Source organism: Oleiagrimonas sp. C23AA, from assembly GCF_011759385.1.
In the GTDB taxonomy this organism is placed as follows: Bacteria; Pseudomonadota; Gammaproteobacteria; order Xanthomonadales; family Rhodanobacteraceae; genus Oleiagrimonas.
In genome coordinates this window covers 106454-124855 of sequence record NZ_JAARLY010000009.1, presented here as the reverse complement: position 1 = coordinate 124855, position 18402 = coordinate 106454, and the positions used below count along the sequence as shown (strand labels likewise).

The 18402-nt window shown below is 64.5% G+C and carries 19 protein-coding genes; 14 read left to right on the top strand and 5 right to left on the bottom strand.

All coding sequences use genetic code 11. The features are described 5' to 3' along the window. Nucleotides 1-75: 75 nt before the first annotated feature. The 3 genes from HBF24_RS14810 to HBF24_RS14800 all read left to right on the top strand — a co-directional run bounded on the left by HBF24_RS14810 (nt 76) and on the right by HBF24_RS14800 (nt 2303). Nucleotides 76-984 (top strand): glutaminase, encoded by a 909-nt coding sequence (locus tag HBF24_RS14810; RefSeq protein WP_167174485.1) that lies wholly within the window; start codon nt 76-78, stop codon nt 982-984. A gap of 52 nt (nt 985-1036) precedes the next feature. Beyond that, the gene (locus HBF24_RS14805) at nt 1037-1528 is read left to right on the top strand and encodes a DUF6491 family protein (protein WP_167174480.1); all 492 of its coding nucleotides are present in this window, start codon (nt 1037-1039) and stop codon (nt 1526-1528) included. A gap of 79 nt (nt 1529-1607) precedes the next feature. After that, on the top strand, nt 1608-2303 hold the full coding sequence (locus tag HBF24_RS14800; protein ID WP_167174478.1) for a hypothetical protein: 696 nt from the start codon (nt 1608-1610) through the stop codon (nt 2301-2303). Nucleotides 2304-2396: 93 nt separating this feature from the next. Here the strand turns inward: HBF24_RS14800 and HBF24_RS14795 are convergent, their stop codons facing one another. The 3 genes from HBF24_RS14795 to HBF24_RS14785 all read right to left on the bottom strand — a co-directional run bounded on the left by HBF24_RS14795 (nt 2397) and on the right by HBF24_RS14785 (nt 4731). Then, nucleotides 2397-3215, bottom strand: coding sequence for a ferritin-like domain-containing protein (locus tag HBF24_RS14795; protein ID WP_167174475.1), 819 nt, complete (start codon nt 3213-3215; stop codon nt 2397-2399). Nucleotides 3216-3339: 124 nt separating this feature from the next. After that, complete coding sequence (locus HBF24_RS14790) at nt 3340-3756, bottom strand: universal stress protein (RefSeq protein WP_167174472.1); 417 nt, start codon at nt 3754-3756, stop codon at nt 3340-3342. Between the two features lie 42 nt (nt 3757-3798). Further along, nucleotides 3799-4731, bottom strand: a complete 933-nt coding sequence (locus HBF24_RS14785) for a YihY/virulence factor BrkB family protein (RefSeq protein ID WP_167174469.1) — start codon at nt 4729-4731, stop codon at nt 3799-3801. Nucleotides 4732-4994: 263 nt separating this feature from the next. On the opposite strand from HBF24_RS14785, the gene HBF24_RS14780 reads away from it, so the two are divergent. The 3 genes from HBF24_RS14780 to HBF24_RS14770 all read left to right on the top strand — a co-directional run bounded on the left by HBF24_RS14780 (nt 4995) and on the right by HBF24_RS14770 (nt 6669). Beyond that, nucleotides 4995-5411: a hypothetical protein gene (locus tag HBF24_RS14780; RefSeq protein WP_240922611.1), complete on the top strand. Its 417-nt coding sequence runs from the start codon at nt 4995-4997 to the stop codon at nt 5409-5411. Between the two features lie 119 nt (nt 5412-5530). Further along, entirely contained in the window at nt 5531-5989 is a 459-nt protein-coding gene (locus HBF24_RS14775) for a PepSY domain-containing protein (protein ID WP_167174464.1), read from the top strand. 131 nt (nt 5990-6120) lie between these two features. Beyond that, a complete protein-coding gene (locus tag HBF24_RS14770) occupies nt 6121-6669 on the top strand; it encodes a hypothetical protein (protein WP_167174459.1) in 549 nt (182 codons plus the stop codon). 20 nt (nt 6670-6689) lie between these two features. Here the strand turns inward: HBF24_RS14770 and HBF24_RS14765 are convergent, their stop codons facing one another. Continuing rightward, nucleotides 6690-7319, bottom strand: coding sequence for an RNA methyltransferase (locus HBF24_RS14765; protein ID WP_167174455.1), 630 nt, complete (start codon nt 7317-7319; stop codon nt 6690-6692). Nucleotides 7320-7417: 98 nt separating this feature from the next. On the opposite strand from HBF24_RS14765, the gene HBF24_RS14760 reads away from it, so the two are divergent. After that, entirely contained in the window at nt 7418-8011 is a 594-nt protein-coding gene (locus tag HBF24_RS14760; RefSeq protein WP_167174452.1) for a DUF924 family protein, read from the top strand. 22 nt (nt 8012-8033) lie between these two features. Here HBF24_RS14760 and HBF24_RS14755 read toward each other — a convergent pair whose 3' ends face one another. After that, nucleotides 8034-10685: a glycoside hydrolase family 31 protein gene (locus HBF24_RS14755; protein WP_167174449.1), complete on the bottom strand. Its 2652-nt coding sequence runs from the start codon at nt 10683-10685 to the stop codon at nt 8034-8036. Between the two features lie 210 nt (nt 10686-10895). On the opposite strand from HBF24_RS14755, the gene HBF24_RS14750 reads away from it, so the two are divergent. The 7 genes from HBF24_RS14750 to HBF24_RS14720 all read left to right on the top strand — a co-directional run bounded on the left by HBF24_RS14750 (nt 10896) and on the right by HBF24_RS14720 (nt 18402). Next, entirely contained in the window at nt 10896-11246 is a 351-nt protein-coding gene (locus tag HBF24_RS14750) for a DUF2845 domain-containing protein (protein WP_240922596.1), read from the top strand. A gap of 120 nt (nt 11247-11366) precedes the next feature. After that, on the top strand, nt 11367-11918 hold the full coding sequence (locus HBF24_RS14745) for a DUF2884 family protein (RefSeq protein WP_167174446.1): 552 nt from the start codon (nt 11367-11369) through the stop codon (nt 11916-11918). 83 nt (nt 11919-12001) lie between these two features. Beyond that, a complete protein-coding gene (locus tag HBF24_RS14740; protein WP_167174443.1) occupies nt 12002-12916 on the top strand; it encodes a mechanosensitive ion channel domain-containing protein in 915 nt (304 codons plus the stop codon). A 199-nt stretch (nt 12917-13115) separates the two neighbouring features. After that, a complete protein-coding gene (locus HBF24_RS14735; protein ID WP_167174440.1) occupies nt 13116-14552 on the top strand; it encodes a dihydrolipoyllysine-residue acetyltransferase in 1437 nt (478 codons plus the stop codon). A gap of 9 nt (nt 14553-14561) precedes the next feature. Beyond that, entirely contained in the window at nt 14562-15653 is a 1092-nt protein-coding gene (locus tag HBF24_RS14730) for a mechanosensitive ion channel domain-containing protein (protein ID WP_240922594.1), read from the top strand. Nucleotides 15654-15683: 30 nt separating this feature from the next. Further along, nucleotides 15684-17552: a dihydrolipoyl dehydrogenase gene (gene lpdA / locus HBF24_RS14725; RefSeq protein WP_167174437.1), complete on the top strand. Its 1869-nt coding sequence runs from the start codon at nt 15684-15686 to the stop codon at nt 17550-17552. Nucleotides 17553-17643: 91 nt separating this feature from the next. Beyond that, complete coding sequence (locus tag HBF24_RS14720) at nt 17644-18402, top strand: DUF6624 domain-containing protein (RefSeq protein ID WP_167174434.1); 759 nt, start codon at nt 17644-17646, stop codon at nt 18400-18402.

The window sequence follows — 18402 nt, the reverse complement described above, 5'->3', positions numbered from 1 at the left end:
GCGGCGCGCGCGATGGGCGGGCGTCGCCGGCCGGCGTTAGCATCGGTGTCATTGCGAGTGAAGGAGTTCGCGCCCTTGCCCTATCAAGCCATCCTCGAGCAGATCCACGCCGAGATTGCGCCAACGCTGCCGCAGGGGCGCATGCCCGACTACATCCCGCAGCTGGCCAGCGTCGAGCCAACGCGCTTTGGCATGGCGGTGTGCGATACCGATGGGCATTTTGCTGCCGTGGGCGATGCCGAGGAGCGCTTTTCCATCCAGAGCATCTCCAAGGTGTTCACGCTGACCCTGGCCATGCAGCGCGAGGGCGAGGCGCTGTGGCGCCGGGTCGGCCGCGAGCCGTCCGGCACGGCCTTCAACTCGCTGGTGCAACTGGAGTTCGAACACGGCATCCCGCGCAATCCGTTCATCAATGCCGGTGCGCTGGTGGTCACCGACATGGTGATTTCGCACCAGGGCGACGCCAAGGCCGCGTTGCGCGATTTCGCCCGTCGCCTGTGTGGCGATGACGATGTGGACTACGACTACACCGTGGCCGAATCGGAGGCCGCCAAAGGCCATCGCAACGCCGCCGTGGCGCACTTTCTGAAAAGCTTCGGCAATCTGGACAACCATCCCGATGCCGTGCTCGATGCCTATTTCCATCACTGCGCGCTGTCGATGAGCTGCGCCGAGCTGGCGCGCACCTTCATGTACCTGGCCCGTTATGGCCGCAACGCCGATGGCCCCATCGTCACGCCCAGCCAGGCCAAGTACATCAACTCGCTCATGTTGACTTGCGGTACCTACGATGCGGTCGGCGACTTTGCCTATCGCGTTGGCCTGCCGGCCAAAAGTGGTGTCGGCGGCGGCATCGTGGCGGTGATGCCAGGCCAGTTCAGTGTGTGCGTATGGGCGCCCGGTCTCAATGCCAGCGGCAATTCGCTGGCCGGTACGCTGGCGCTGGAGCGCTTTGCCACCTTGAGTGGCCATTCCATTTTCTAGCCGCCGCACATGGTGTGCGGCCGGCGGCACCTCGACCAGGGAGCCAATTGCCATGAAAACACGCAATGTTCTGATCATGTGGACCGCCACGGGACTGGCCATGCTCGGTCTGGCCGGGTGCGCCGGCATGAACTCGCGCACCGATGCGCAGCAGCTGTCGCTGGTGCAGTCGGCGGCCGGAAAACCGCAACCATCGTTTCATCTTCTGACCTCGCTGTACTCGTGGGAGGCGATCGACGATACGCATCTGCTGGTTTATGCGCGGCCCAGTCAGGCCTACCTGCTGGATGTATCGCCGTGCCCGGATCTTGGCAGCAGCTTTGCCATCCGCCTGACCACGCATGTCGACGACGTCGTCGCCGGTCTGGACGAAGTGGTGGTGCAGGGCACTGGCATCGGCATTCCCTGCACCATCAGCCGCATTCGTCCGGTGGATGTGAAGGCGTTGCACGCAGCGCAGAAGCAGCCGGCACCCGAGGCACGCAAGATCTCGCGCATGCCGCGCACCGATGCGCCCAAGCCTGCCGGCGCGGACGGGCAGTGACTGCACAGCGCGACGTGCTTTGGGATAGGCTTGATGCATCACCGGTTTGCGATTTGACGACATCACGGAGCTGCCGCCCATGACCCGCACGATCACCCTTGCCAGCGCCGTGGCGCTTTGCCTGGCGCTTGGCGCCTGTTCGCAGGATCACTCGCCGACGCCGCAGCAGCGAGCGGCGCAGCAGAAGGCCGCCAACGAAGCCAAGGCGCAGGAAAAACTGAAGATGTACCAGCGCCTGGTGCAGCTGAACAACTACCCGCTGGCGGTGCCGATCGGTCACGAGATCGAGGACCAGTTCCCCGGCACCAAGGCCGCGGCAACGGTCAAGCAGTCGCTGCCCAAGATCGAGGCCGAGAGCAAGGCCAAGTCCGAGCATGATCGCCTGGCCAACATGTGGCTGTATCAGGTCGGCCCGATGGGGGGCGGCACGCAGAGCACGGCGGTAGTTGCCACCCAGGGCATTCGCCTGGTGTTGCGCAAGCACTCCAAGTGGGGCGAGAGCGTGTTCCTGTATGACACCAACAATCACGGCTTCATCTGCCACAAGGTGTGTTCCATTGCCACCCAGGTGGACGGCAAGTCGCACACCTTGAAGGGCTATCGCCCCGATGGCGGCGAGCCGGCGCTGTTCATCAAGGACTACAAGGGCTTCGTCAAGATGATGGAGAAGGCCAAGAAGATCGTCATGCACGTTGACTTGAAGCAGGGCGGCAAGACCACGCTCACCTACGAGGTCAGCGGTTTTGTGCCGGACAAATGGAAGCCGGCCAAGTAAACGGTTTGCGACACCTTGGCCTGCCCCTGGCAGGGTCATGAAAAAGGCCGCCCGATGGGGCGGCCTTTTTCGTTTGCGGCGTTGGCCGTGAACCTATTGCAGCACGAAGCGCTCGGTAATCCGGGTCAGCGGCTTCTGGATGAAGTTGTTCACGCGGGGTGACAGGTCCAGCGGCTTGAGCAGCATCTTCACGGTCATTTCCGTGGGCAGGTTCCTGCGCACGATGTCGTTCACGCGATTGGCGGCCTGACGAAAGCTGGCCTTGCTCTGGTTGTACTCGGGGTGGCGATAGGCGAACACGTGCTTGATGGCGATGTCGCCGTCCTCGTCGCGAATTTCCATCAGCCGACGCCACAGCGCACCGAACACGCGGCGGCGGCCGTTCTTCTCGCGCGCCTCGTATTCGCGGAAGTACTTGTAGAAGTACTTGTAGTGGCGCACTTCGTCATTCTTGATGTGGGCCGTCAGCTGCTTGAGCACCGGCTCGGTGGTCAGGCCATGGATGGCCCGGTACAGACTGGCGGTGCCGGTCTCGACCACGCAGCGCGCGGCCAGCTCCAGTCCGCGGCGGTCTTCCAGGTTCTCGGCGGTGCACACGGCGCCGTATTCGGCGAAGAAATCCTTGAAGGCAGCGTCCCAGTCGAAATCCGGCCAGGCGTGGCGCACGTAGGTGGCCAGGGCGCGCCCGTGCTGCAGTTCTTCGTGTTCCCACTGGTCGCGCAGCCAGCCCTGTACATCTTCATCGCCCTCGTAGTGCGCCACCAGGTTGGCCGCGTACAGATCCGAGCCGCTTTCGATGAAGGACGAGGCGCAGATCAGGCAAACCAGGTCATCGTTGGCGCGGGCCAGTTCCGGGTCGATGCTTGCAAAGTCGATGCTCTCCAGTGTCCATGGCAGCGGGGTGTTACTCACCGGAGTCCTCCGTCTTCGGGTACAGGAATGGGATGATCGCGACACGCGACCGCGTATCTAAGCATAGCTGGGTGTGACCGCGGCGTGACAAGTGCCTGTCGCGACACCTATGCGCTGCCCGGGGTCAGCGCACCACCGTCACGGGTACTCGCGCGCGTTCCAGCAGCTCGCCGGATACCGAGCCCAACAGCCAGCGTGCCAGTGCGCCGCGCTCGGTATGGCCGATGACGATGTGATCGATGTCGTATTCGGCCACCTGGCCCAGCAGGGCGTGGCCGGGTTCGCCCAGGATCACCTGCGTATCGATGCGGCCCGCCTGGTCGCCGGCCAGTTCGTCCATCGCCTCGCGCAGTTGCCTCTGGCGGGTCTGGCAGTCGGTGTCGGTCATCATCACCGCGGCATCGTCGCCGCCCTGGCTGACGCGCACCACGGTGATGACCCGCACGCGTCCGTTGCTGGCGGCAGTCATGTCCAGCGCCAGTGCCACCGCGCGCCTTGAGGTGTCCGAGCCGTCGTAGCCGACCAGAATGTGCTTGATCATGGGGAGTCTCCTTGCAGATGCGGCCATCCGTGTTCAGGACGGTCAGCCATCATCTTGGCCTGATTGCTCGCCATGATGCCAGGGTCGGGATCCATGCCGACGCCTGGTTGACTCGTGATGTGGCTCGGCGTAGGCGCGCGGCCGAATCGGGCAGCCACGCTCGGCGGCCACCGCTTCGGTCAACTCAGCGCCCAGCAGTATGATGACGGCGGCAAAATACACCCACACCAGCAGCACAATCACCGAACTGGCCGGGCCGTAGGCGCCGCCGACATTGCTGTTTGCCAGGTAAAGGCCAATGCCGAACTTGCCGGCGGCGAACAGCGCGGCGGTAAGTGCTGCACCGATCAGCGCATCGCGCCAGTCGATCAGGGCGTCCGGCAGCACCTTGAAGATGGCCGCGAAGATCAGCGTGAACACGCCCAGTGAAATCAGCAGGTCCAGCACACTCCAGGCCACACTGCCATCGGGCACCAGCGCGGCGATGACCGCGCTGACGGCAAAAGTGATCACCAGCAGGAAGGCCAGTGCCGCCAGCAGGCCGAAGGCGTGGATGCGAGCACGCAGCCACCATACCCAGGCCCGTCCCGGCTGCGCGCGCAACCCCCAGACGCGGTTGATGGCGCCCTGCAGCTGGGCGAACACTGCCGATGCGCTGAACAGCGTCACCGCCAGCCCGATCAGTCCGGCCCAGTGGCCGGCGGTCTTTTTGTGGCTGACATTGTCGATCACCATGCGCACCGCATCGGCCGCGCGAGGGCCAACGGTATGAGTGATCTGCTCGATCAGCTCTCGCTGCCAGGTCGGACCCACCGAGGACACCACCCACAGCGCGAGCACCAGCAGCGGGGCGAAGGACAGTGCCGAGTAGAACGCCAGTGCGGCCGCGCGCGTCATCAGCTCGTCGTCACCAATGCCCGAGAGCGCGTTGCGGACCACGCGCCGAGTCAGTTTCCAGACGTTGGGTCGATGCATGGCATGGGGGTGCGGGCAGCAAACGTTGTGCCCATGGTGACGCCTGCGGCGTGAATCGGGAGCGAAAACATCGACGCGCGTTGATGCGTGACTGCTGCTCCCTGATGACGCTGTCTGCACATCCGCTATAGGTGGCTGAACGAGCGTGTCGGCATACCCGGGCCTGTTCAGGTTCGTCCGACAACACTGTCAGCCACGCAACATTGGCATCACCAAGGGAGGTTCTTATGAAGAAGCATCATCTGGCAGTGATTGGCGCCGCCATGCTGGGCGCGACGAGCATGGGTGTTCCGCATGCGGCACACGCCGCCGACGCGCCGTTGAAGTGCCAAATGCGTTTTTCGCTTACCGGCTGGGCGGCCATCTACAAGCACGCCGAGGGCTCGGGCGTGGTGACCTGCGACAATGGCGCCTCGATGCCGGTGAAGATCACCGTCAAGGGAGGAGGCCTGACCGCTGGCAAGTGGCACGTCGACAATGGCAAGGGCAAGTTCTCGCATATCTACAAGATTTCCGACGTGCTGGGCAGCTACGCCCAGGCCGGTGCGCATGCCGGTGTAGTCAAGTCGGGTGACGCCCAGGTCCTGACCAAGGGCACCGTGTCGCTGGCACTGGCTGGTACCGGCCAGGGCGTGGATCTGGGTATCGACGTGGGTGCGTTCACCATCAGCCGCAAGTAAGTCTTGGCGTTTCATCCGCACAGGGGCGGCTCGCAGCGATGGCTGCGGGCCGCCTTTTTTGTTCTGGCGTCCGCGCCGCTTGAGTCGGGCGTCTTGAGAATATGTAAGGAGGCCGTGCCATGCCGCTTTCCCGTTCCATCCTGATGGTGTCGCTGGCAACCTTCATCGGTGCGCCGGTGCTAGGCCATGCCGGCGACCACGCCGATGCGGCAGCTTCCGTATCGATCAGTGCCGACAAGGTGCGTTCCATGCTGATGCGCCAGGGCTACACGCGCATCAAGGAGATCAAGCTCGACGATGGCCAATGGAAAGTGCGCGCCCGCGACAGCGATGGCGACTGGCAGACGCTGCACATCAACGCCCAGACCGGCCAGCAGAAGGCCGATGGCGAGGTGTCGGCGCTGACCTCCGATCAGATTCTGGACAAGCTTAACGCGCACGGCTATCGCGGCTACAAGACGCTGGAATTTGATGATGGCGAGTGGAAAACCACCGCCACCAATCGCTCCGGCCAGCGGGTGCAGCTGAAGATCGATGCCAGCACCGGCAAGGTCATCGACGAAGATCAGGCCGACTGAGGCGGCCTTTGCGGGCGGTCGATGGGCACGCCGGATCTTGAGGCCAGGCGCTTTCGCACCCATGTGAAGCCTTTCGCATGCACCACGGTGCGTGTCAGGCTGCATGAGTTGATTGTGAAGTGAAAAGCACCGTGTCCAAATCGTCCCGCTGGCCCGCCCTCTATCGTGTGGTTATCTGGCTGCTGCTGTTGCTGGCGGCCTTTGGCGTGTTGCAGTACGCCGCCCATGGCTGGCAGGCATTCGGCATTTTGCACGGTCAGAAGCTGGCCGAGGCCGATCGTCACAAGTTGTGGGCGATCATCGCCTGGGATGCGGCGTATCTGCTCGGTGCCGGCCTTACCGTCATGGTTTCGGCTGGCGCGCTGATGGGCCGCGAATGGGCACGCCGCGGCTTGCGCGTGGTGGCCTCGCTGCTGGCGGTATGGGCGGCGGTGTCGGCGGGGATGCTGCTTTCGCAGTGGGGTGACTTTTCCAAGGCGTCGCATCAGCTGCTGGCCCAGCCCAACCTGCCCCAGGCCGGGCGTGAGATGATTGCCCGCTACCGGCTCACGCTGATTCTGGGCACCAGTTTCAAGATCGTGGCCGTGCCGGTGCTGGCCTGGCTGGTCTGGCGCCTGGGCCGGCCCTCGGTGCGCGCGCACTTCAAGGCCACGCCGACGCGCCTGTTCGCCAAGCGCTGAGCGAGGCGGGCGTTGGCCGCTCAGTAGTGGTGCGCGCCCTCGTTGCGCACCGGCGCCGGCACTTGGCTGCCGTGCTGGCGCACGTATTCGTAGAGCGCCACCGAAGCGGCCACCGACACATTCAGGCTGTCGACCTGTCCCCATTGCGGAATGCGCACAAATTGCGCACCGCTGGCCGCGCGCGCCTCGGCGCTAAGGCCATGCAGCTCGTGGCCGAGCACGAAGGCGCAGCGTTCGGGCAGCTTGGCCTCGTGAATCAGCGTGTCGGCGAACGGATCCAGCCCGACCAGGATGAAGCCTTCGGCGTCCAAGGCGGCGCGGCAGCTGGCAAAGTCCTCGTGCAACTTGGCCGGCACATGCTTGAAGCCACCCTTTGCCGGCGCCGGATCGAACGGACCGACATCCACCAGGTGCACGGCATGCGCGCCAAAGGCCTCGGCGCTGCGGAAGATTTTTGGCACGTTGAAGTCGGCTTTCAGCCGGTCGAGCACCAGTGCCACACCATGCGGGCCGGGCGTGGCGGCCAAGTTGCGCCGACGGTGACGCTCGTAGCGCCATAGGGCGTTGCCATCGCCGGCGTGACTGCGCGAGGCAGTGGCGTTGGCATCGAGGGCGCGATCACGATCGCGCGGCGGGCGAGGCTTTGACATAAGGCTGACGAGTTTGGGCTGACGCAGGCCGGCACTGTACCGTAAACCACCCGCGCGGCTGGTGCAGGCCAGTCGCCGTCCGATTCGGAGAGACAGGCATGTCCAGCGTGATTCCGCAGCAGGTGTTGGGTTTCTGGTTCGGCGAAGGCAAGGCCGCGGGTCAGCCCCGCCAGGCCTGGTTCCAGAAGGACGCCGACTTTGATGCGCAGATCCGCCAGCGTTTTGGCAACACCGTGCAGACCGCGCTTGGTGGCGGTCTGGTCGAATGGACGCAGACGCCCAGCGGCTGGCTGGCGTTGATCGTGGTGCTGGACCAGTTCACGCGCAATATCGGCCGCGATACCGAGGCGGCTTTTGCGGGTGACGCACGGGCGCTGACGCTGGCGCTGGAAGGTATCGCGCGCGGCGATGATCAGGCGCTGTCGCCGCTTGAGCGGGTGTTCTGCTATCTGCCGCTGGAGCACGCCGAGGATGCGATGCTGCAGGCGCGTTCAGTGGGCCTGTTTGAGGCCCTGCGTGACGCCGTACCGGCCGCCTCACGCGCGCCATTCGAGAATTTTCTGGACTATGCGCGTCGGCATCAGCAGGTGATCGAGCGCTTCGGGCGTTTTCCACATCGCAATGGCCTGCTCGGACGCACCAGTACGCCAGCAGAGGTGGATTACCTCAGCCAGCCCGGCGCCGGATTCTGATTCCGGCGCCGGGCGTCGGAATCTAAGGCGTCTCAAGCGCCTTGATCAGCTTGGCAAAGTGCGCTTTGACTTCAGGCTTGGCGTGCGAGGCGTTGACCTCGGCCGGCAGCTTGGCCAGGCGCGCATTGAACTGTTGCACCAGCGCCGGCAGTTCGCGGGGCGAATAGTCGATCAGACGGCCCAGCTGGCCGGCCAGCGACACATCGTCCGGCAGCGGCCCGGGCATGCCCCAGTGATACTTCAGCCATTCCACGGCCGCGGTGGCGCGCTTCATGCGATAGCGCAGGTTGGCGATGTTCGCCGGGTGCTCGGCAAAGTGCACCTGTACCTTCAGCGTATCGCTGGCGCTTTGCGCCGGCACGGTGATGCGCGTGGTCAGCGTGTTGCCGTCGTAGTGCCAGCTGCCGACCTTGTCGTGGTCGGCCATCGGGTAGGTTTTGCCGTTGACGGCCACACTGGCCGGTAGCGTGGAGTCGGCCAGCTCCACGGTGAACTGTTTGCTGGCGGGCATGCCCGGATAGCGGCCGTCGCGTGGACGCACGGTCAGGCTCGCGCTGTTGCCATCGCGCTGGCTGTCCACAGCGGTGAAGGCGTATTGGCCGTGGCGATAGCCCTGGGTGTCGCCGGCATCGGTGTAGACGCGCGTATGCGACTTGCCGCCCGGATACACGCGCAGCACCAGCTGGCTGTTGTCCATGTCCTGCAGCTTGTGCACCGAAGGCGGGTTCATGGCGATCACCGAGCCGGCGCGGATGAACAGCGGAATCTCATCCAGTGTGTAGTCGCGCTCGATCGTGCGATTGCCCTCGACCACCCCGCCGCGGTTGCGGTCGTACCAGCGGCCCGGCGGCAGCCAGATCGAGACCTTGGCCACGCCGTCGCTCATCGGTTTGGTCACCGGCGCCACCAGGATGTCGTCGCCGAACATGTACTCGCCGCGGGCGTCGTAGGCCTTGGGGTTGTTTGGCCAGGCGTAGTACAGCGGGCGCAGCATCGACACGCCGCTGTCGTAGGCCTCGCGCGCGGTGGTGTAGATGTACGGCGCCATGGCATAACGCAGGTCGATGGCCTGGCGCAGCGCGCTGAACACGTCCGGCGAGAAGCGCCACGGCTCCTTGCGCAGGCCGGCCTCCTTCGAAGAGTGCGTACGCAGGATCGGGCTGAAGGCGCCGAACTGCATCCAGCGCACATAAAGCTGCGGATCGATATGGCGTTTCGATTCCGGCACGCTGTCATCGAACATGTGCCCGCCGATATCGTGGCTCCAGTAGCCGTAAAGCACGTTCGAGGCGGTAGTGGTGAAGTAGGGCTGATAGGCCAGCGAGGCCCAGGAGATCACCGAGTCGCCGGAGAAGCCGACCTGATAGCGGTGATTGCCCAGTCCACCCCAGCGGTGATAGATCAGCGCGCGCTGGTCGCTGGCGTCTTGCATGTGGGTGTAGAACACATAGTTCAGCCACCAGGTGTTGGACAGGCCCGGCACCTTCTTCGAATCAGGCCATTGCTGCCAGTCCAGCCACCAGAAGTTGACGCCTTCCTTGCGCAGCGGGTCGAGCACCAGCTTGAACAGGTTGCTCATGTAGTGCTTGTCGGCCGACTCGAAGGCGATCGGCTTGCCGCCTTTCACGCCCATGGCCTTGGCAAAGGCGCTGTATTGGGCTTCGCGCTTGGACATGCCCGAGGCCGGGTGCAGGTTCAAGGTGGTTTTCAGGTCCTGGCCGTGCAGCCACGTGAGGAACCGGCCCGGGTCGGGGAACAGGCTGCGGTTCCACGTGTATCCGGTCCAGCCGACCAGCTGGCCGAAGGCATCCTGCTTGGCGTACTTGGGGTCCCAGCTAAGACCATCGGTACGGTGCCAGTCCATGTCGATGACCAGTACGTCCAGCGGAATGTGGTAGCGCTCGAAATTGCCGACCAGCTGGCGCAGCTCGCTGTCTGAGTAGTTCCAGTAGCGCGACCACCAGTAGCCGAAGGCAAAGCGTGGCGGCATCGGCTCGCGGCCGGCCACCTTGGCGTAATCGCCCAGCGCCTTCTTGTATTCATGGCCGTAGCCGAAGAAGTAAAGATCCTGGCAGTTGGCGCAGGCGCGTTTCTTGACCCAGCGCCAGGCGCTGTGGTCGAAAAGGAAGCTGTGCGAATCATCGATCAGATGCCAGCCGCCGCGCGAAATCAGACCCTGCCCAAGATCCATGTGCTTGCCGGTCCCAAGCTGCACGTCGCCCTTGAATCGGTCCAGCGTGCGTGCGGTGCCCTTGAGGTTGTCATCCTCGGCCAGGCCCGGGTGCCAGTCGAACGACGGTTTCAGATCCTTGGAGTGGATCTGGAGATTGCCGGCATCGAAACGCCCACTGCCCAGCTTGTAGGCAAGACTCAGCTCGGCGGTGTCGATGTGCAGCGTGCCGTTTTGCGTGGACGTGCTGAACTTGGGCACCGGCTGCTTGCGGTCGACAAACACCTGCGAGGGCGCGTTGACGAAATGGCTGTCGGGCGACCATTCCATGCGGATCAGGCGCGGCGTCAGCACGGTAAAGCGCACATGGCCGCGCTGGATCACGGCGCCGGCGTTGGCGGTGCCGTGCATGGCCGGCGCATCGGCCAGGGCCGTGGCCGGCAGCGCGGCCGGGGCGACCAGCAGCACAGCCGCCAGCCATCGGTGCAGGGTATGTCGAATCACGGTATCCCCTCATGGACATGCAGATAGGAAAAGCCCGCAGGCTCGGCTCACTGTAAACGTTTGCGCCCGGATGACGAAGCGGCGGAAGCTTGAAGCGCCACCGTACGCCGGCGCATGCTCGGGTACACCTCAAGGCGTACCGTGCGTTGATTAGTGGTAGTGGGTGATCAAAGGGACCGATGGCAGGACAAGGAAAGGAGTGGTGTGCTTATGAAGACGGTGCGCAAGTGCAAAAGCCAGGCGCGACGCTCGGGCCTGCAGCGACGGTTCGTGGTCGCCGCGCTGGCGTTGACGCTTGGCCTCAGCGGCGTGGCCAGCGCTTCCAGTGGCAGCTTCGATGCGCAGACCTTTCGTGTCGGCTCCCATGTGCTGAGCGTGGGCGACAGCGTGGCACGCGTGGTGCGCCTGCTCGGCAAGCCGGTCTACAAGGAGCCGATCGAAAACCGCTTCGGTGCGCGGCGTGGCGAGGAATGGCAGTACAGCCTGGGCAATCATGCGCTGACCCTGATCATCGCCAACGGCAAGGTGGTGGCCATGCGCGACCAGTTCGAGGTGCAATGAGCGAACGGCAGCGCACGTGGCCGGACGTGGCCAGATGGGGCGTTTAAACCCTGGCGCCGAGCGCGGCATCCAAGCGTGCGTTGGCCATCCGGCCTCAAGATCGACCCAGGGAGACCCATCATGTTGCGTTCCGCTCTTTGTGCCGCCGCCGTCGCGCTGTTGGCGCTGGCTGGCTTGCGCCCGGCCGCCGCCCACAGCATCAGCTTTCATTCCGGTCAGGCCTGCGACTACCGCATTACCATGGTCGAGCAGCTCAATCGGCTGCACGCGCAGGCGCTCAATCGCATCGATGAAACGCTGGGCCGCGGCCAGTGGCATCGCGACGCCATGGACGGGCTGATCAAGGACACCCTGGGCCAGGCCATTCCGGCGCTGGTCGGCTCGATCACTTCGCAGGCGGTCACGGCCGCGCTCAGCGGCGATCAGGCCGAAGTGGCGCGCCTGAAGGCCCGTGCCGATTCGCTCAAGTCCAGCATTGACCAGCAAGTGGACCAGCGTTCGGACGAACTGGGCCGCCGCGCCCAGGCCATGTGTCCGCATATGGACCATCTGATGGCGCTGCAGCAGGCTTGGCAGTTCCGCGTCGACGGCCAGCAGCGCCTTGAGCTGTTGCAGCCGGCCGATGACGATGACCAGCACAGCGGCAGCCACGACCGGCACGCCGCGCCGTAAGCCCATCTACACGTTCGGCTTACATCGTACGGGGGCGCTGGTGCTAGGCTGGTTGCCCCCGCAACCACCCAACACGTTTGACGATGCTCGCAACCCTTGCCCAGGCCGCGCGAACGGCCGCTCCGCATGCCGCCACCGCCGCGAAACGTCCATTGACTTGGCAGGATTGGCAGGACTGGCCGCATGTACTGATCCACTACGGTATCCGTCTGGGCATTGCACTGCTGCTGCTGCTGATTGGCATCTGGCTGGCCGCGCGAGTCGCCAATGTCGGCCGGCACGCCATGGAGCGCGCCAAGTTGGATGCGACCCTGGTCAGCTTCCTGCGCAACCTGACCTACGGCGTGCTGCTGGCGGTGGTCATCGTGGCCGCCCTGCAATATGCCGGCGTGCCTTCGGCCTCGCTGATCGCTGCGATGGGCGCGGCCGGTTTGGCCATCGGCCTGGCGCTGCAAGGCTCGCTTTCCAATCTGGCCTGGGGCGTGTGGTTGATCGTGTTCCGCCCGTTCCGCGTCGGTGATTTCGTGCAGGTGGGCGGCCAGTTGGGCAGCGTCGAGCGTGTCGACCTGATGCAGACCTGGCTGATCACGCCGGACAATCGCCAGGCCATCGTGCCCAATGCCAAGGTTGGCGGTAACGAGGTGATCAACTTCAACCGCCGCGGCACGCGCCGCTTCGAGCATGTCATTGGCATCGGTTACAGCGACGATATCGGCAAGGCAATGGGCATTATCCGCGACCTTTTCACCGCCGATGAGCGCATCCTCACCGATCCCAAGCCGGGCGTGTGGCTGACTGAACTGGCCGATTCCAGCGTCAACCTGACCGTGCGCGCCTGGACCCGCGTGCCCGATCTGTGGGAAACGCAGACCGCCTTTTTGCGCGCGGTGAAGGAGCGCTTTGACGCCGAAGGCATCAATATTCCGTTCCCGCAGCGCGAGATGAGCGTGCGCTACGTGAACGCGCCACCGGCAGCCATGCCGCCGGCCAATCAGTGACAGAGGATGGCCCGGCCATGACCTTCGACCGATGTGGTGGTTGGGAATGGCAGGGATTACAAAGGTCTATACATCGATAAAACGTGCCGGAACGATCCGGTTCGGATTATGATGGTTCTTTGCCCGCCGTCTGTCGGCGCCGTGCGACGCAGCCCATGACGGGCGCGCGCAGTGCATCCACATTCTTGCAGGAGGACCCATGGCCGAAGCAAAAGAAGCCCGCGTACCGGATATCGGCAACTTTGATGGTGTGCCCGTTATCGAGGTGCTGATCAAGGCCGGTGACACGGTGCAGAAGGACCAGGGTCTGGTCACACTGGAGTCGGACAAGGCCACCATGGAAGTGCCGGCCGCGTTTGCCGGTACCGTGAAGGAAGTGAAGGTGTCCGAGGGTGACGAGGTGGCCGAAGGCCATGTCATCGCCCTGATCGAGCCGTCCGAAGATGGCGATGCCGGCGCTGATGAGGCTGACGCCTCCAGCGACAGCGCCAAGGACAGCGGCGACAAGGCCTCCGACGCCAAGGCAGACAGCCGCCAGGACGAGGAAAAGTCCAAGTCCAAGGACGACGCCGAGGCTTCGCAAAAGGATGATGGCGCCAGCCAGGCCAAGAGCGAGCCGCCGTCCAAGTCCGCTGAGGGCGGCAAGAGCCAAGGCGACAGCGATGCCGGCCAGCCGCGCACGCCGCCGGTGCCGTTCGATGCCTCGGTGGTGATGCCCGAGAACGCGCCTTACGCCAGCCCGGCCGTGCGTGCCTTCGCCCGCGAGCTGGGCGTCGATGTGGCGCAGGTGAAGGGTTCGGGCCGCAAGGGCCGCATCCAGCGCGAAGACGTCTCGGCTTTCGTCAAGCAGGCCATGTCCGCCGGTGGCGCGAGTGCCGCTGCGGCCGCCGGTGGTGGCAACGGTCTGAACCTGCTGCCGTGGCCGAAGGTCGATTTCGCCAAGTTCGGCGAGATCGAGGAAAAGCCGCTCTCGCGCATCAAGAAGATTTCCGGTGCCAACCTGGCCCGCAACTGGGCGATGATTCCGCACGTCACCCAGAATGACGAGGCCGACATCACCGAGCTGGAGTCCTTCCGCAAGCGCCTGGGCGAGGAAAACAAGGACCTCAAGGTCACGCCGCTGGTGTTCCAGATCAAGGCCGTGGTCGCCGCGCTGAAGGCCTTCCCGCAGTTCAATGCCTCGCTGGATGCCTCCGGTGAGAAGCTGGTGCTGAAGAAGTACTTCCACATCGGCATTGCGGTGGATACGCCCGATGGCCTGGTGGTGCCGGTGATCCGCGACGCCGACAAGAAGGGGCTGCTGGACCTGGCCCGCGAGCTGGGTGAAATTTCCAAGAAGGCGCGCGACAAGAAGCTGGGCCCGGCCGACATGAGCGGCGGCTGCTTCTCCATCAGCTCGCTGGGCGGCATTGGCGGTACCGGTTTCACGCCGATCGTCAACGCGCCGGAAGTGGCCATCCTGGGTGTTTCGCGCGCGGCCATGAAGCCGGTGTGGAACGGCAAGGAATTTGCCCCGCGTCTGATGCTGCCGCTGTCGCTGTCCTACGATCACCGCGTGATCGATGGCGCCGACGCCGCGCGCTTTGCCGCGTTCCTGGCCAAGTCGCTCGGCGACATCCGCCGCCTGCTGCTGTAACGCCCGGCCATGGCGTACGCCCCGGCCGAATCGTCGATGATGCTGGGCGCAGCCGCTGCGCCCAGCGCCATCGAGCAGGGCGTGCGTCACTTCAATGGCTGGATGAATCTCACGTTGATCGATGCCGGCGGCATCAAGCTGACGCTGGGCTCGCTGCTGGCGGCGATCATCGTGCTGGTGCTGTTCCTGGTGTTCTCGGCCGCATTGCGCTGGGGACTGCGCCGGTATGTGAGCCGACACGAGGAACACATCAACCGCGCTGCGGCCTACACCATCGAGCAACTGGTGCATTACCTGTTGTTGATCGTCGGTATTCTGGCCGCGCTGGGCACCACCGGCATTCCCATCGCCAAGTTTGCGGTGTTTGCCGGTGCGCTGGGTGTGGGCCTGGGCTTTGGCCTGCAGGCCATTTTCAACAACTTCGTCTCCGGGTTGATCCTGCTGTTCGAGCGCAGCCTGAAGGTGGGCGACTTTGTCGAGCTGGCCTCGGGCGTGCATGGCCATGTGCGTGACATACGCATTCGCGCCACGCGCATCAGCACCAACGACAACATCGACATCCTGGTGCCCAATTCCGAGTTCGTGAACGGGCGCGTGGTCAACTGGACGCTGCGGGAAGTGTCGCGCCGGTTGAAGGTGTCCTTCGGCGTGGCCTACGGCACCGAGAAGGAGCTGGTGAAAAAGGCGGCGTTGGAAGCGGCTCACGAAGTGCCGTTCACGCTGACCCAGGAAGGCCCACGCAAGCCGCAGGTGTGGTTGACCGGCTTTGGCGACTCCTCGCTGGATTTCCAGCTGGTGGTCTGGTTGAACGCCGAAGCCACGCGCCGGCCGGGCGCGGTGACGGCGGCCTACTACTGGGCGCTGCACACGGCGCTGGAAAAATACGGCATCGAGATTCCGTTCCCGCAGCGCGATCTGCACGTGAAAAGCTGGAACCGTCCCGAGGATGCCCAAGCACCGTCGCCTGCCGCGCCGTCGTCGTCGGCAGCGCGCCCAGGCGACATGCACGAGAACGACGCCGCGCGCGATGTGGTGCGCGACATCGCCGAGGAATCGGCACAGCAACCCATTTCCGATAACGACGCGAGCCCCAAGTCGTAACGCTCGCCGCAACACAAAGGATCGTCATCCATGGCCAAGACCATCGAAATCAAGGTTCCCGACATCGGCGGTTTCGACAACGTGCCCGTCATCGAGGTGCTGGTGAGCGCCGGCGACTCGGTGGACAAGGAGCAGAGCCTGATCACCCTGGAATCGGACAAGGCCACCATGGAGGTGCCCAGTTCCGAAGCCGGCACCATCAAGGAGCTGAAGGTCAAGGAAGGTGACGAGGTCTCCGAAGGCAGCGTCATCGCCATTCTGGAAGTGGGCGGCGAAGGCGGCGGCGACAGCGACAGCGATAGCGCCGACAAGGGCAGCGACGACAACGCCAAGGCTAAGGCCAGCGCCGACGACAGCCAGGCGCCGGCCAAGAACGAGGGCGACGGTGCCAAGCCGGCCAAGGGTGCCAACGATGCGTCCAAGTCCAGCGACGGGGCGCCGGCCAAGAGCGCGCCCAAGGGCGCCGACGACACCGGTCGCAAGGCCGATATCGAGTGCGAAGTCGTCGTGCTGGGCTCCGGCCCTGGTGGCTACACCGCCGCCTTCCGCGCCGCCGATCTGGACCTGGATACGGTGCTGGTCGAGCGCTACGCCTCGCTCGGCGGTGTGTGCCTCAACGTCGGCTGCATTCCGTCCAAGGCATTGCTGCATGCGGCCGCCGTGATCGACGAGGCCAAGTCCATGGCCGACCACGGCATCAGCTTCGGCGAGCCCAAGCTGGACCTGGACAAGCTGCGCTCGTTCAAGGACAAGGTGGTTGGCAAGCTCACCGGTGGTCTGGCCGGCATGGCCAAGCAGCGCAAGGTACGCACCGTCACCGGTACCGGTCGCTTCGTCTCGCCGCACGAGATGGAAGTGGAGACCGACGATGGCACCAAGCTGATCCGCTTCAAGAAGGCCATCATCGCCGCCGGCAGCCAGTCGGTGAAGCTGCCGATGTTCCCCTGGGACGACGACCGCATCATGGACTCCACGCGCGCCCTGGAACTCAAGGACGTGCCGAAGAAGATGCTGGTCGTTGGTGGCGGCATCATCGGCCTGGAAATGGCCACCGTGTACGCCGCGCTGGGCAGCGAGGTGACCGTGGTCGAGCTGATGGACCAGCTGATGCCGGGTGCCGACAAGGACCTGGTCAAGCCACTGCAGCAGCGCATCGCCAAGCGCTACAAGGGTATTCACACGCAGACCAAGGTGGTCGAAGCCAAGGCGCAGAAAAACGGCATCAAGGTCACCTTCGAGGGTGATTCGCAGCCGGAAACGTCCATCTACGATCGCGTGCTGGTGTCCATCGGCCGCAGCCCGAACGGCAACAAGATCGGTGCCGACAAGGCCGGCGTCGAGGTGACCGAGCGCGGCTTCATCGCCGTCGATCGCCAGATGCGCACCAATGTCGAGCACATCTTCGCCATCGGTGATCTGGTCGGTCAGCCGATGCTGGCGCACAAGGCCACGCACGAGGCCAAGGTCGCGGCCGAGGTTTGCGCCGGCATGAAGACCCAGTTCAACGCCCGCGTCATCCCGTCGGTGGCCTACACCGATCCGGAGGTGGCATGGGTCGGCGTCACCGAGCGCGAGGCCAAGGAAAAGGGCCTGAAGATCGGCGTTGGCAAGTTCCCGTGGGCCGCCTCCGGGCGCGCCATCGGCATCGATCGCACCGAGGGCTTCACCAAGCTGATCTTCGATGAGGAAACCCATCGTATCGTCGGTGCCGGCATTGTCGGCGTGCACGCCGGTGACCTGATCAGCGAACTGGCCCTGGCCATCGAGATGGGTTGCGAGGCCGGCGACATCGGCCTGACCGTGCACCCGCACCCGACCCTGGGCGAATCGGTGGGCATGGCCGCCGAGGTCTACGAAGGCACCATCACCGACCTCTACATCCCAAAGAAAAACAAGTGATGTAAGTGATTAAAAAGGCCGGAGCCAAGTGCTCCGGCCTTTTGCCATGGAAAGGCCGCTGGCAGGCCGCTGCTGCAGAGAGGGAACAGACATGCATCGCACGTTATCGATTTTCGCCATCGCCACCGTCGGTCTGCTGGCTGTCGGCAGCGCGGGCGCCAAGGACGTTCACGGCTCGAGCTCGGACGACGCCATCACGCAGCAATGTCCGGCCGCCGCCCAGTGGATCGGTGCCTACAAGCAGCGGATGCGGCAGGAGGTCAAGGCGGCCCGATCCATCAAGCCGTCCGATCCGGCTTTGACCAAGGAGTTGGCGCGACGCACCGCGCATGACCAGCACGCACGCAACGCCGAAATCAAAGCGACCTCATCTGCCGCACGCAAGGCGGCCATAGAGCAGATGCTGGCGGTCGACGCCGCCAACCTGGCCTGGTTCAAGCCGCAGGTGCAGGCGCATGGCTTCCCCACCGCTGCGCAGGTCGGCGTGGACGGCATCCAGAACGCCTGGCTGCTGACCCAGCACGCCGATCGCGACCCGGCTTTCCAGGCCAAGGTTCTGTTGCAACTGAAGGGTGATCTGGCCACCGAGCCTTACATGCGCTCCGATTACGCCATGCTTGCCGATCGTTTGCGTCTGGCACAGGGCGAAAAGCAGCTCTATGGCAGCCAGTTCGACATGAAGCACGGGGTGACCACGATGCGACCACTGGCCGATCCGGCTCATCTGGATCAGCGCCGAGCGGCCATGAATCTGATGCCCATCGCGGACTACCGCTGCGTGCTCCACGCCTATTACGCCGCACCGGCAGCGCCGGCTTCAAGTCTGGCCGCTTCCCACACCCGCCGCTAG

What these genes read in the sequence shown, in the direction of transcription:
- HBF24_RS14805 (WP_167174480.1), top strand. Translation starts at nt 1,037, where the DNA reads ATGAAAACACGCAATGTTCTGATCATGTGGACCGCCACGGGACTGGCC.
- HBF24_RS14800 (WP_167174478.1), top strand. Translation starts at nt 1,608, where the DNA reads ATGACCCGCACGATCACCCTTGCCAGCGCCGTGGCGCTTTGCCTGGCG.
- HBF24_RS14790 (WP_167174472.1), bottom strand. Translation starts at nt 3,756, where the DNA reads ATGATCAAGCACATTCTGGTCGGCTACGACGGCTCGGACACCTCAAGG.
- HBF24_RS14785 (WP_167174469.1), bottom strand. Translation starts at nt 4,731, where the DNA reads ATGCATCGACCCAACGTCTGGAAACTGACTCGGCGCGTGGTCCGCAAC.
- HBF24_RS14780 (WP_240922611.1), top strand. Translation starts at nt 4,995, where the DNA reads ATGCTGGGCGCGACGAGCATGGGTGTTCCGCATGCGGCACACGCCGCC.
- HBF24_RS14775 (WP_167174464.1), top strand. Translation starts at nt 5,531, where the DNA reads ATGCCGCTTTCCCGTTCCATCCTGATGGTGTCGCTGGCAACCTTCATC.
- HBF24_RS14765 (WP_167174455.1), bottom strand. Translation starts at nt 7,319, where the DNA reads ATGTCAAAGCCTCGCCCGCCGCGCGATCGTGATCGCGCCCTCGATGCC.
- HBF24_RS14760 (WP_167174452.1), top strand. Translation starts at nt 7,418, where the DNA reads ATGTCCAGCGTGATTCCGCAGCAGGTGTTGGGTTTCTGGTTCGGCGAA.
- HBF24_RS14750 (WP_240922596.1), top strand. Translation starts at nt 10,896, where the DNA reads ATGAAGACGGTGCGCAAGTGCAAAAGCCAGGCGCGACGCTCGGGCCTG.
- HBF24_RS14745 (WP_167174446.1), top strand. Translation starts at nt 11,367, where the DNA reads ATGTTGCGTTCCGCTCTTTGTGCCGCCGCCGTCGCGCTGTTGGCGCTG.
- HBF24_RS14740 (WP_167174443.1), top strand. Translation starts at nt 12,002, where the DNA reads ATGCTCGCAACCCTTGCCCAGGCCGCGCGAACGGCCGCTCCGCATGCC.
- HBF24_RS14735 (WP_167174440.1), top strand. Translation starts at nt 13,116, where the DNA reads ATGGCCGAAGCAAAAGAAGCCCGCGTACCGGATATCGGCAACTTTGAT.
- HBF24_RS14730 (WP_240922594.1), top strand. Translation starts at nt 14,562, where the DNA reads ATGGCGTACGCCCCGGCCGAATCGTCGATGATGCTGGGCGCAGCCGCT.
- lpdA (WP_167174437.1), top strand. Translation starts at nt 15,684, where the DNA reads ATGGCCAAGACCATCGAAATCAAGGTTCCCGACATCGGCGGTTTCGAC.
- HBF24_RS14720 (WP_167174434.1), top strand. Translation starts at nt 17,644, where the DNA reads ATGCATCGCACGTTATCGATTTTCGCCATCGCCACCGTCGGTCTGCTG.